This is a genomic window from Pseudooceanicola lipolyticus (assembly GCF_002786325.1).
GTDB lineage: Bacteria > Pseudomonadota > Alphaproteobacteria > Rhodobacterales > Rhodobacteraceae > Pseudooceanicola_C > Pseudooceanicola_C lipolyticus.
Window position 1 is genome coordinate 1 of record NZ_PGTB01000123.1, and the last position, 12,383, is coordinate 12,383.

Annotated in this window: 13 protein-coding genes; 10 read left to right on the plus strand and 3 right to left on the minus strand. The window is 64.9% G+C overall.

Annotation, left to right across the window (positions count from 1 at the left end):
- Nucleotides 1-73 precede the first annotated feature (73 nt).
- Nucleotides 74-1,018 (minus strand): transaldolase, encoded by a 945-nt coding sequence (gene tal, locus CVM52_RS19480; RefSeq protein ID WP_100164096.1) that lies wholly within the window; start codon nucleotides 1,016-1,018, stop codon nucleotides 74-76.
- A gap of 430 nt (nucleotides 1,019-1,448) precedes the next feature.
- Between tal and CVM52_RS19490 the strand changes: the two genes are divergently transcribed.
- The 9 genes from CVM52_RS19490 to rplQ all read left to right on the plus strand — a co-directional run bounded on the left by CVM52_RS19490 (nucleotide 1,449) and on the right by rplQ (nucleotide 10,088).
- Nucleotides 1,449-4,304: a LamG-like jellyroll fold domain-containing protein gene (locus CVM52_RS19490; protein WP_100164098.1), complete on the plus strand. Its 2,856-nt coding sequence runs from the start codon at nucleotides 1,449-1,451 to the stop codon at nucleotides 4,302-4,304.
- A 137-nt stretch (nucleotides 4,305-4,441) separates the two neighbouring features.
- Nucleotides 4,442-4,657, plus strand: coding sequence for a DUF1127 domain-containing protein (locus CVM52_RS19495; RefSeq protein WP_100164099.1), 216 nt, complete (start codon nucleotides 4,442-4,444; stop codon nucleotides 4,655-4,657).
- Between the two features lie 184 nt (nucleotides 4,658-4,841).
- Nucleotides 4,842-5,315, plus strand: coding sequence for a 50S ribosomal protein L15 (gene rplO / locus CVM52_RS19500; RefSeq protein ID WP_100164100.1), 474 nt, complete (start codon nucleotides 4,842-4,844; stop codon nucleotides 5,313-5,315).
- Between the two features lie 109 nt (nucleotides 5,316-5,424).
- On the plus strand, nucleotides 5,425-6,798 hold the full coding sequence (gene secY / locus CVM52_RS19505; RefSeq protein WP_100164101.1) for a preprotein translocase subunit SecY: 1,374 nt from the start codon (nucleotides 5,425-5,427) through the stop codon (nucleotides 6,796-6,798).
- Nucleotides 6,795-7,439, plus strand: a complete 645-nt coding sequence (locus CVM52_RS19510) for an adenylate kinase (RefSeq protein WP_100164102.1) — start codon at nucleotides 6,795-6,797, stop codon at nucleotides 7,437-7,439. Before secY ends, CVM52_RS19510 begins: the two co-directional genes overlap by 4 nt.
- Nucleotides 7,440-7,636: 197 nt before the next feature.
- Entirely contained in the window at nucleotides 7,637-8,005 is a 369-nt protein-coding gene (gene rpsM / locus CVM52_RS19515) for a 30S ribosomal protein S13 (protein WP_100164103.1), read from the plus strand.
- Nucleotides 8,006-8,017: 12 nt separating this feature from the next.
- On the plus strand, nucleotides 8,018-8,407 hold the full coding sequence (gene rpsK / locus CVM52_RS19520; RefSeq protein WP_100164104.1) for a 30S ribosomal protein S11: 390 nt from the start codon (nucleotides 8,018-8,020) through the stop codon (nucleotides 8,405-8,407).
- A gap of 114 nt (nucleotides 8,408-8,521) precedes the next feature.
- On the plus strand, nucleotides 8,522-9,538 hold the full coding sequence (locus tag CVM52_RS19525) for a DNA-directed RNA polymerase subunit alpha (protein ID WP_100164105.1): 1,017 nt from the start codon (nucleotides 8,522-8,524) through the stop codon (nucleotides 9,536-9,538).
- 130 nt (nucleotides 9,539-9,668) lie between these two features.
- Nucleotides 9,669-10,088 (plus strand): 50S ribosomal protein L17, encoded by a 420-nt coding sequence (rplQ, locus tag CVM52_RS19530; RefSeq protein WP_100164106.1) that lies wholly within the window; start codon nucleotides 9,669-9,671, stop codon nucleotides 10,086-10,088.
- A 78-nt stretch (nucleotides 10,089-10,166) separates the two neighbouring features.
- On the opposite strand, the gene CVM52_RS19535 is transcribed toward rplQ, so the two are convergent.
- Complete coding sequence (locus CVM52_RS19535; protein WP_100164107.1) at nucleotides 10,167-10,622, minus strand: host attachment family protein; 456 nt, start codon at nucleotides 10,620-10,622, stop codon at nucleotides 10,167-10,169.
- A gap of 9 nt (nucleotides 10,623-10,631) precedes the next feature.
- A complete protein-coding gene (locus tag CVM52_RS19540; RefSeq protein WP_100164108.1) occupies nucleotides 10,632-10,820 on the minus strand; it encodes a hypothetical protein in 189 nt (62 codons plus the stop codon).
- 119 nt (nucleotides 10,821-10,939) lie between these two features.
- Between CVM52_RS19540 and CVM52_RS19545 the strand changes: the two genes are divergently transcribed.
- The gene (locus tag CVM52_RS19545) at nucleotides 10,940-12,325 is read left to right on the plus strand and encodes a trypsin-like peptidase domain-containing protein (protein WP_100164109.1); all 1,386 of its coding nucleotides are present in this window, start codon (nucleotides 10,940-10,942) and stop codon (nucleotides 12,323-12,325) included.
- Nucleotides 12,326-12,383 lie beyond the last annotated feature (58 nt).

Genomic DNA, 12,383 nt, shown 5'->3' on the forward strand with positions numbered 1-12,383 from the left:
TGAGCGGCGCGAAGCCGCCGCCGCCCGAGCGCGGGCGAGAGGTCCCGGCGCGCGGGCCGGGACGGCAGCCGGTTCAGCCGATCCGTTCGGCGATCATCGCCAGCAGCTTGCGGTGGTCGGCGTCGAAATTGCGGATGCCCTCGGCCAGCTTTTCGGTGGCCATCGCATCCTCGTTCATCCGCCAGCGAAAGCTGTTTTCATCCATCTCGATCGGCGCCACGCCGGTGGCGCTGTCGGCGGACAGCTGGCGGGGCAGGTCGGTTTCATCCGCCGCCAGCTCTTCCAGCAGCGCTGGCGAGATGGTCAACCGGTCGCAGCCGGCCAGCGCCTTGATCTGGTCGGTGTTGCGGAACGAGGCGCCCATCACCACGGTGTCGATGCCGTTCGACTTGTAATAGTCGTAGATGCTGCGCACCGATTTCACGCCCGGATCGTCGTCGGGGGTATAACCGTCGACGCCTTCGGCCTTCTTGTACCAGTCGGTGATGCGGCCGACGAAGGGCGAAATCAGGAACACGCCGGCATCGGCACAGGCCACCGCCTGCGCCAGGCTGAACAGCAGGGTGAGATTGCAGTCGATGCCTTCGCCCTGCAGGATCTCGGCGGCACGGATGCCTTCCCAGGTCGAGGCGAGCTTGATCAGGATGCGGTCGCGCCCGACGCCGCGCGCTTCATACGCGGCGATCAGCGCGCGCGCCTTGGCGGCGGCTGCGTCGACGTCGAAGGACAGGTTGGCATCCACCTCGGTCGAGACGCGGCCCGGCACCAGCGTCGACAACTCGGCGCCGACCCCCACGGTCAGCGCGTCGGCGATCTCCAGCGGGCTGCGCCCGGCGGCCTTGCCCGCCTCGATCTCGCGCTCGACCAGGTCGGCATAGGCCGGGCTTTGCAGCGCCTTCAGGATCAGGCTGGGATTGGTGGTGCAATCCACCGGTTTCAGCTTGCGGATCGCGTCCAGATCGCCGGTATCGGCAACCACGACGGTCATGTCGCGCAGGTGGTCAAGGGCGCTGGCCATGGCGGCTCTCCTCGGTATGTGTCTTGCGGCAACCGGCAGATCCGGCCCGGTTGATGCGCCGGATGTGCCGGAACGGCGGGGCGCGGGATGTCAGCGGCAGATCTCGCAGGAATTGGCGCGGGCCGCAACCCTCGGGCGGCGGCCAGGCCCGCGGAAACCCCGCCGGCGCGGGGATGGCATGGGTCACGCCGGCGTTGCAGTTGCGGCGGGAATGTGCCCCGGCGGGCCATATTCTGACCGCAAATTCACCCCTGGGTTGAACCCGCCGCCCGCGCACCCGCGCGTTTATGACCATGGGGCAGGGCGTTAGCGTGATTTTCGCGAATTTCTGCCAGTCGCGGAAGCGGCGGGCCGGCCCGGCGCGCAAGGCCACAGTATTTCCCCGTTTACTGTCTAGGATTTTGGAAAATATATAACGAGGGATCGCATCATGGCTGCCGCCACACCTGTTTTTTCCGCCCCCAGAACCCGCGAACTGACCGGCACGTCGGGGGATTACCTGGACATCGCGCATAAGGCCTCGCTGGCACTGGCGAACGCGACGATCTCGCTGAGCTTCGCGCTGGACCGCCTGCCGGGGGACTATGCGCTGGTGTCCAAGGACGGCAATGGCCGCAGCGCCGGGGATTTCACCGTCTGGGTCAAGGACGGCACCCTGGTGGTGACGCAGGACAGCGCCGGTGCCACCGAATATCTCAAGGTGCCCGACCTGGTGCTGGAGGCGCAGACCACCTATCAATTCGCGCTGAGCCTCGGCAAGGACGGGCTGATGATCTGGCTGAACGGCACGCTGGTTGCCGCCGAGCCGCAGTTCAAGCAGGGCATCGCCGCCAACTCCCATCCGCTGGTGGTGGGCGGCAGCCGCGCCTGGCGCGACAGCGACAGCGACGCGGCGCATTCGCTGTTCAAGGGCAGCATCGGCGACCTCCGGATCTTCGACAAGCAGCTGGGCGAAGCCGACATGCAGGCGCTGGCCGCCGAGGTCGACCCGGCGCTGGCGATGGGGGCCGGGATGCAGGCGGCAATGGCCGATCTGGCGCCGGTCTTCGGCCAGCTGCATCACGGCTCGGACACGCTGAAGGAGATCCTGGCCGATTATGGCGTCAGCGCCCATGGCCACCTGATGCAGCCGCTGAAGATGGTTTCCAAGGGCGGGGCGGATCACGAGCTGCGCGGCAGCAAGGCGGCGGACGGGCTGGATGGCGGCGGCGGTGACGACGTGGTCAAGGGCGGCGGCGGCGCCGACGTGCTGCAGGGCGGCTCGGGCAATGACCGGCTGCTGGGCGGCGCCGGCAATGACATCCTGGATGGCGGCGAGGGCGAGGACCGGCTGTTCGGCGGCAACGGCGACGACCTGCTGATCAGCCGCGCCGACGGGCGCGAGGGGGCGATCTATTTCGACCCCGACCGCGACGAGGGCGACCCGCTGAACGAGCTGACCGATGGCAAGCTCTACCCGGACCAGCCGGTGCCGGGCGACGACGCGCTGACCGGCGGCAAGGGCGCCGACATCTTCTATTTCCAGACGCTGATCAACGCCAAGGAACGCTATATCGAGAAGCACACCAACGACGATGGCAGCATCAACTGGCACGGTGTGGCGGGCGAGAATGACAAGCTGCACGACCACTGGGTCGACACCTTGGGCGATGACGTGGTGATGGATTATTCCCGCGCCGAGGGCGACCGGCTGGTGATCGAGGGGCACACCACCAAGATCCTCTCGGTCAGCTATGGCGATGCCAATGGCGACGGGGTGCTCGATCACTCGGTGATCGCGCTCTATTCCGACCAGGGCAACAATGGCGGCGCCCATAACGACGACCGGCTGGGCACCATCACCGTCTATGGCGACCTGGTGAAACGGTCGGATATCGAAACCACCGCCGCGCCGGCCTATGGCATTGTTGCCGGCATCGCCGATCTCGACGCCGCGCTGGCCCCCACCGCCGCCGCCACCGAGGGCGGCCGCATCAAGGCGCCGGGCGGCCTGCCGGGGGCGCAGGACCTGGGGTTGCGGGGCAAACTGGCGCCAGTGCTGGCGGCGGTGGGCAGCCACGCGTTTTCGCCCGAGGACAAGGCGCCACTGATCGTCGATCACACGAAAGCGGTCGACCTGAAATCCGGCACCATCGCCTTTGCCTTCACCGCCGCGGATATCGGCACCTTCCAAACGCTGTTTTCCAAGGATGCGTCCGGCGACGGCTATGGCCATCTCTCCGCCTATGTGACCGAGATCGGATCGCTGGTGGTCCGCATCCAGGACCGCGATTCCAGCCATTACCTTCAGGTCGATCACGCGGTGCGGGCCGGCGACAGCCATCAACTGGCGCTGTCCTTCGGCGCTGACGGGCTGCAGCTGTTCCTGAACGGTGCGCGCGTCGCCTATCGTGGCGATATCGGCATCGACCTGTCGCAGAACACGGAATCCATTGTCATCGGCGCCAACGGGTGGTCCAGCACGCCGGGCACCACCGACATGGTGCACAGCCATTTCGACGGCACGATCACCGATTTCATGGTGTTTGATAAGCAACTCAGCGGCGAGGACATCTTCGGTGCCGCGCCGCGCGCCGATTTTGCCTATTTCGACCGGTCAGTGCAGGCCTATGCGTTTGGCCGCGCCCAGGGCGACCTGGTGGTGAAGGTGCCGGGTGCTGCCAACCAGACGCTGGCGGACGACATCGAGTTCATCCGGTTTGCCGACATGACCGTGCGGGTGGACGAGATCCAGTTCGGCAGCGGCCGGGATGACGCGATGTCCGGGCGGGACGGCGCCGATATCCTGCTGGGCCGGGACGGCGATGACGACCTGCATGGCCATAACAATGACGATCTGTTGCGCGGCGAGGCCGGGGACGATGACCTTCGTGGCGGCCGCGGCGCCGACCGGCTGGATGGCGGCGCCGGCAATGACCGCCTTTATGGCGGCGAGGACAATGATGTGCTGCGCGGCGGCGACGGTGCCGACCAGCTGTATGGCGAAGGTGGCAATGACAAGCTGTATGGCGGGCTGGGCGATGACCGGTTCTATGGCCACCTGTGGAACGATGCCGGCAATGCCGGCAGGGACCGGGTCTATTTCGACGGTGAATTCGACGATTACAGCTTCGACACCGCGACCTGGAGCGACAAGTATCGCGGCGGCGCCGTGGTCACGCAGCTGACGGTGACCGACAGCGCCGATGGCGGTGCCGACGGGTTCTACGAAGGCGCCGACCGGCTGATCGATATCGACCTGTTGGTCTTTGCCGATCGCACCGTCGCCTTTGATGACCTGCTGTAAGCCTTGCTGGCAGCGCATAGCGGCCAGACCTTAACGTCGGTTGATTGCGCTATCAGTTCCTTTATTTATTCTGCAGTGCAGCATGGGTCCGGAACTGGCGGAGGAGACGGGCCCGCAGATGTAAAAAGGAAAATACGATGGCACATACACTCCGCGCGTCTTCCAACGGAGTCCACCTGGTCGAGCGCATCCGCGCCGCCTTCCACGGCCTTGAAAAGGCATATGTCCGCAAGGCGCTGTACTGGCGCACGGTCAAAGAACTGCAGTCGCTGAGCGACCGCGATCTGCGCGATCTGGGGATTTCCCGCTCGGCCATCCGTGGCCTCGCACGCGAAACCGTCTACAACGCATGACCGCGCCGGGCGCTGCCGCGCCCGCGCCGATCTGACCGAACGCCCCCGGGACGAGACACTTGCGTCCCGGGGGCGTGGCGTTTATACGCCCCCGGTGGCCCGTAACGGGCGACTCGTCAACATCAAGAAATGCCGTGGTTGGCCCAATCGCTTCGGGGGTCACATCCGGCTTAGGAGAAGCGATATGAGACTCAATGAACTGCGCGACAATCCCGGCGCGGCCCCGAAGAAAAAGCGCGTTGCGCGCGGCCCGGGTTCGGGCAAGGGCAAGACCGCCGGCCGGGGTATCAAGGGTCAGAAATCCCGTTCGGGCGTTTCGATCAATGGCTATGAAGGCGGCCAGATGCCGCTGTACCAGCGCCTGCCCAAGCGCGGCTTTACCAAGCCGAACCGCAAATCCTTCGCGGTGGTCAACCTGGGCCTGATCCAGAAATTCATCGACGACGGCAAGCTGGACGCCAGCGGCGCGATCACCGAGGACGCGTTGGTTGCCTCCGGTCTGGTGCGGCGCAAGCTGGACGGCATCCGGGTGCTGGCCAAGGGCGATTTCTCGGCCAAGGTGGCGCTGGAAGTCACCGGCGCGTCGAAAGCAGCGGTCGAGCTGGTCGAGAAGGCCGGCGGCACTTTGACCGTGGCAAACGCGCCCGCGGCCGCCTAACGGGTTGTGAGCGGCGCAAGAGCCGCTTACATAGGCCCCAGTTTTCCCTGAGCGCCGCCCCGAGCCGGAAAACGGTTCCGGGCGGCGTTTCCGCAAAAGAGACCCGTACATGGTATCAGCAGCAGAACAGATGGCGGCAAACACAAGCTGGTCCGCCCTTGGCAAAGCCACCGACCTGCGAAATCGCATCCTGTTCACGCTTGCCTTGCTGTGCGTTTACCGGCTGGGCACCTTCCTGCCGGTACCCGGCATCGACGGTGCCGCGCTGCGCGAGTTCATGGAACAGGCGGGGCAGGGCATTGGCGGCATGGTGTCGATGTTCACCGGCGGTGCACTGGGCCGCATGGGGATCTTCGCCCTGGGCATCATGCCCTATATCTCGGCCTCGATCATCGTGCAGCTGATGACGGCGATGGTGCCGCAGCTGGAACAGCTGAAGAAAGAGGGCGAACAGGGCCGCAAGAAGATCAACCAATATACCCGCTATGGCACGGTTCTGCTGGCCACCGCGCAGGCCTACGGGCTGGCGGTGTCGCTGGAAAGCGGCGATCTGGCCACCGATCCGGGGCTGTTTTTCCGGCTGTCCACCATGATCACCCTGGTTGGCGGCACCATGTTCCTGATGTGGCTGGGCGAACAGATCACCGCGCGGGGCGTCGGCAACGGCGTGTCGCTGATCATCTTCGTCGGCATCATCGCCGAGGTTCCGGCGGCGCTGGCGCAGTTCTTCGCCTCGGGCCGGACCGGCGCGATCAGCCCGGCGGTGATCATCGGCGTGATCGTGATGATCATCGCGGTCATCACCTTCGTGGTGTTCATGGAACGGGCGCTACGCAAGATCCATATCCAGTATCCGCGCCGCCAGGTCGGGATGAAGGTCTATGACGGCGGCTCGTCGCACCTGCCGGTCAAGGTCAACCCGGCCGGTGTGATTCCGGCGATCTTCGCCTCGTCGCTGCTGTTGCTGCCGACGACGATCACCACCTTTTCCACCGGCGCGGCGACCGGGTCGGTGATGTCCTGGATGCTGGCCTATTTCGGGCCGGGCCAGCCGCTTTACCTGCTGTTCTTCGTCGCGATGATCGTGTTCTTCGCCTATTTCTACACCTTCAACGTGTCGTTCAAACCCGATGACGTGGCCGACAACCTGAAGAACCAGAATGGCTTCGTGCCCGGCATCCGGCCCGGCAAGAAGACGGCGGAATACCTGGAATACGTGGTTAACCGCATCCTGATCCTGGGCTCGGCCTATCTGGCGGCGGTCTGCCTGCTGCCGGAAATCCTGCGCGGCCAGTTCGCGGTGCCGTTCTATTTCGGCGGCACCTCGGTGCTGATCGTGGTCTCGGTGACGATGGACACGATTCAGCAGGTCCAGAGCCATCTGCTGGCGCATCAGTATGAGGGCCTGATCGAGAAATCGCAGCTGCGCGGGCGCAGCAAGAGCGGCAAGAAACGTACCAAGCGGAGCCCGGCACGCCGATGAACATCATTCTTCTCGGACCGCCGGGCGCCGGCAAGGGCACCCAGGCGCGTCATCTCGTGGACGCGCGCGGCATGGTGCAGCTGTCGACCGGCGACATGCTGCGCGAGGCCAAGGACAGCGGCACCGAGATGGGCAAGGTGGTGGCCGAGATCATGGCCCGCGGCGAATTGGTGACCGACGAGATCGTCATCGGCCTGATCCGCGAAAAGCTGGAAACCGTCAACGGCAACGGCTTCATCTTCGACGGCTTCCCGCGCACGCTGGGCCAGGCCGACGCGCTGGGCTCGCTGCTGGCCGAAGAGGGCCAGAGCCTGGACGCGGTGATCGAGATGGAGGTCGACGACGACGCGCTGGTGCAGCGAATCACCGCCCGGTCGACCTGCGCCAATTGCGGCGAGGTCTATAACGACATCACCAAGCCGGTCCCGGCGGATGGCAAATGCACCGCCTGCGGCGGCACCGAGTTCAAGCGCCGCGCCGATGATAACGAGGACAGCCTGAAGACCCGGCTGATGGAATATTACAAGAAAACCTCGCCGCTGATCGGGTACTATTACGCCAAGGACATGCTGACCAAGGTCGATGGATTGGGCGAGATCGGCGAGGTGCAGCAGGCGATTTCGAAAGCCCTTGACAATTAGCTTGTCGGGGCCTTGACGCGCTGCCGAAAACCCCATATCGACCACCATCTCGCATGAGAATCAATTTGTGCGCGCATCACTTCGGGCGCACAGACCACCTCGAAAAAACGTCTGGGTCCTCTGGCGACACTGCCACGGCCGAGCGTTGTGAAAAAAGGTTCTGGGGTTACGGAACCGCAACGAAAGGAAAGTGACACGTGGCACGTATTGCCGGCGTAAATATCCCGACTGCCAAGCGGGTTCCCATCGCCCTCACCTATATCACCGGAATCGGCCATACCTCGGCTAAGGCGATCTGCGATGCCGTCGGCATCGAACAGTCCCGCCGGGTGAATGAGCTGAGCGACAGCGAAGTCCTGCAGCTGCGCGAACATATCGACGCCAATTTCACCGTCGAAGGCGACCTGCGCCGCGAAGTGCAGATGAACGTCAAGCGCCTGATGGATCTGGGCTGCTATCGCGGTCTGCGTCACCGCCGCAACCTGCCGGTGCGCGGTCAGCGGACCCACACCAACGCCCGCACCCGCAAAGGCCCCGCAAAGGCCATTGCCGGCAAGAAGAAATAAGGAGGCGGACAGATGGCACGCGACAGAACCCGTACCAAGCGCAAGGTCTCCAAGAACATCGCCGCAGGCGTTGCGCATGTGAACAGCTCGTTCAACAACACCAAGATCCTCATCTCCGATGTGCAGGGCAACGCGATCTCGTGGTCGTCCGCCGGCACCATGGGCTTCAAGGGCTCGCGCAAGTCGACCCCTTACGCTGCCCAGATGGCCGCCGAGGATGCCGGCCGCAAGGCGCAGGAACACGGTGTGAAAACCCTCGAAGTCGAAGTGCAGGGGCCCGGTTCGGGCCGCGAAAGCGCGCTGCGCGCCCTGGCTGCGGTTGGCTTCAACATCACCTCGATCCGCGACGTGACGCCGATGGCCCATAACGGCTGCCGTCCGCCGAAGCGCCGCCGCGTCTGACACGGTATTCCAAGACTGGGGCCGCGCGGATCTGCGCGGCCCCGGTTCGCCTTTTGTAACCTCGGGAGTCTGTTCCTTTCGGACATGGGGAACAGACAAGAATGGAGGGACCACATGATCCATAAGAATTGGGCAGAGCTTATCAAACCGACCCAGCTTGAGGTCAAGCCGGGCAATGATCCCGCACGCCAGGCCACCGTGGTGGCCGAGCCGCTTGAGCGGGGGTTTGGCCTGACGCTGGGCAACGCGCTGCGCCGCATCCTGATGTCGTCGCTGCAGGGCGCCGCGATCACCTCGGTCCAGATCGACAACGTGCTGCACGAATTCTCTTCGGTCGCCGGTGTCCGCGAAGACGTGACAGATATCATCCTGAACCTCAAGCAGGTCAGCCTGCGGATGGAAGTCGAAGGGCCCAAGCGCCTGTCGATCAATGCCAAGGGTCCCGCCGTTGTCACCGCCGGTGACATCAGCGAAAGTGCCGGCATCGAGGTGCTGAACCGCAACCACGTGATCTGTCACCTGGACGACGGCGCCGATCTGTTCATGGAACTGACCGTCAACACCGGCAAGGGCTATGTCGCCGCCGACAAGAACAAGCCGGAAGACGCGCCCATCGGCCTGATCCCGATCGACGCCATTTATTCGCCGGTCAAAAAGGTGTCCTATGACGTGCAGCCGACCCGCGAGGGCCAGGTGCTGGACTATGACAAGCTGACCATGAAGGTGGAAACCGACGGGTCGCTGACGCCGGATGATGCGGTGGCCTTCGCCGCGCGCATCCTGCAGGACCAGCTGTCGATCTTCGTGAACTTCGACGAGCCGGAAAGCGCCTCGCGTCAGGACGATGATGACGGGCTGGAGTTCAACCCGCTGCTGCTGAAAAAAGTGGACGAGCTGGAACTGTCGGTCCGGTCGGCCAACTGCCTGAAGAACGACAACATCGTCTATATTGGCGACCTGATCCAGAAAACCGAAGCCGAGATGCTGCGCACCCCGAACTTCGGCCGCAAGTCGCTGAACGAGATCAAGGAAGTGCTGTCCGGCATGGGCCTGCACCTCGGCATGGATGTCGAGGACTGGCCGCCCGACAACATCGAGGATCTGGCGAAAAAGTTCGAAGACGCGTTCTAAGAATCGGGGTGGGGGTCAAACCCCATCCCCGCACCATGCCCGGACTGCCGGGGAAACCTGGGCAATACCGCCCCAACAGAGCCGCTGACCACGCATCGGCGGCCGTACAAAGCATAAAGGAGTACCAGATATGCGTCACGCAAGAGGCTACCGCCGCCTGAACCGCACGCATGAGCACCGCAAGGCCCTGTTTGCCAACATGGCAGGCTCGCTCATCGAGCACGAACAGATCAAGACCACGCTGCCCAAGGCCAAGGAACTGCGCCCGATCATCGAAAAGCTGATCACGCTTGGCAAGCGCGGTGACCTGCATGCCCGCCGCCAGGCGGCGTCGCAGCTGAAACAGGATGCCTATGTCACCAAGCTGTTCGAGGTGCTGGGCCCGCGCTATGCCGAACGTCAGGGCGGCTATGTCCGCGTGCTGAAGGCCGGCTTCCGCTATGGCGACATGGCGCCGATGGCGATCATCGAATTTGTCGACCGCGACCGCGACGCCAAAGGCGCAGCCGACAAGGCGCGCCTGGCCGCCGAGGATGCTGTCGAAGAATAATCCGCGACCTGCGGAAGAATGAACTGCGCCGCCGGGACCTCCCGGCGGCGTTTTTCGTTTCGGGGGCGGGGGCAGAGCTCAGGCGGCGTCCAGCTCGCGTTTGACCAGCCGCTCGATCTCGTCCACCGGGTGATTGGTCAGGTTCAGCGGCAGTTCCGCCACCACGCGGTCGGTCACTTCCTTGTGCAGCGACCCGCGCAGGTTGCCCAGAACCTGCGGTGCGGCCACCAGCACCAGCCGGTCGAAATCGCCCGCATGGGCCTTCTGGTACAGCATGTCCGACAGATCGGCGGCAAAGCGTTCCTTGGCCAGCTCGTGCCAGTCGGTATCCTCCATCGCCGATCTCTGGCCCACACCGGTATCGGCCTTGCGACCGGGACGGTTGGCGCCCTGTTCGCGGTCGGGCGGATTGTCCTGCTGTTCCTTGCCGACCACTTCCAGATAGGGGTTTTCGTGATCGGTCAGGTTGCGCAGGAACAGCACCTTGTCGCTGCCTGCAACAACCACCCAGGTATCCTGCTTAAGTTCGGTCATCAGCGCCCCCTATTTGGTTTTCTCGTCGGATTTGCGCACCCGCGTCACGCCGGCGCGGTCCTGCCGGGCGCGTTTCAGCAGGTCGCGGGTTCCGACCTTGCGTTCCAGGTTGCCACCGGCGCGGCCCTGTTGGCCCGGTGTCGGCGCCTCGTCCTCGGTGGACTCGGTCATGTCTTGCCTGTCGGCGTCATTTTGCATCGCAGGTCTCCTTTTCAGGGGTGTATCAAGTCAACGAACGGGGGCGGGTCCGGGTTCCGCCCGTCGGCTTGCATTGCAGCGCCGGGATTTGCATATGTGGGCAAAGAACGGAGGGCCCGATGCCGCGTTTCCTGATCGCCGTCTTTCTCATCCTGTCCCACGCCATTGCCGCAACCGCCGAAACCCGGGTGCCGCGATCGCAGGCCGAAATTTCCCTGGGCTTCGCGCCGCTGGTGAAACAGGCGGCGCCGGCGGTGGTGAATATCTATGCCCGGCGGGTGGTGGAGGCGCGGGAAAGCCCGTTTGCGGGTGATCCGTTTTTCGAACAGTTCTTCCGCGGCTTCGGCACGCCGCGGCCGCGGGTGCAGAATTCGCTGGGCTCGGGCGTGATCCTGTCGCCGGACGGTATCGTGGTGTCGAATTTCCACGTGGTCGGCCTGGCCACCGATATCCGGGTGGTGATGAATGATCGGCGCGAGTTCTCGGCCAGCGTGGTGCTGGCCGACCAGGAATCCGACCTCGCCGTGCTGCGCCTGGATGGCGCCGAAGACCTGCCCTTTCTCGAGCTGCGCGATTCCGACCGGGTCGATGTCGGCGAACTGGTGCTGGCCATCGGCAACCCGTTCGGCGTCGGCCAGACGGTGAGTTCGGGCATCGTGTCGGGGCTGGCGCGCTCGGGCGTCGCCACCGGCAATGCGCGGGGCTATTTCATCCAGACCGACGCGCCGATCAATCCGGGCAATTCCGGCGGGCCGCTGATCGACGTGAACGGGCAGCTGATCGGCATCAACACCTCGATCCTCAGCCGCTCGGGCGGGTCCAACGGCATCGGCTTTGCCATCCCGGCCAACCTGGTGGCCGAGTTCGTCAAGCAGGCGCGCGCCGGTGGCCAGGTGTTCGAACGGCCCTGGGCCGGCATGGCCGGGCAGCCGGTCGATGGCGACCTGGCCGCCTCGCTGGGGCTGACCCTGCCCGAGGGAATCGTGATTTCCGACCTGCATCGCAACAGCCCGTTCCGCGCCGCCGGGTTCGAGGTGGGCGACGTGATCACCCATGTCGGCGGCGAGCCGGTGAACTCGCCCTCGGAAATGGTGTTCCGGATGACCATCACCGGCATCGGCAACACTGCCACCGTCACCCGCCTGCGCGGCGGCGCAACCGAGGTGGTGGATGTGGCGATGATCGCACCGCCGGATGACCCGCCGGCCGAGGAAACCACGCTAGACGACCGCACCGTGCTGCCCGGCCTGACCGTGGCACGCGCCAACCCGGCAATGGTGGCCCGCTATGGTCTGCCCTTGCATCTGGAAGGGGTGGTGATCACCGAAACCGGTCCGGTGGCGGCGCGGGCCGGGCTGCGGCGATCGGACGTGATCCTGTCGATCAACGGCCGCGAAATGGCGCGCAGTGGCGACGTGGTCCGCGCGCTGCGCGATCCCGGGCGCCGTCTGGCGATCGAGCTGTGGCGCAACGGGCAGCGGGTTGCGCTGCGTTTCCGGCTTTAGCCGCATGGCCGACCTGTTCGAAACCTCCGAGCCGCAGGCGCCGCAGCGCAACCGCCCG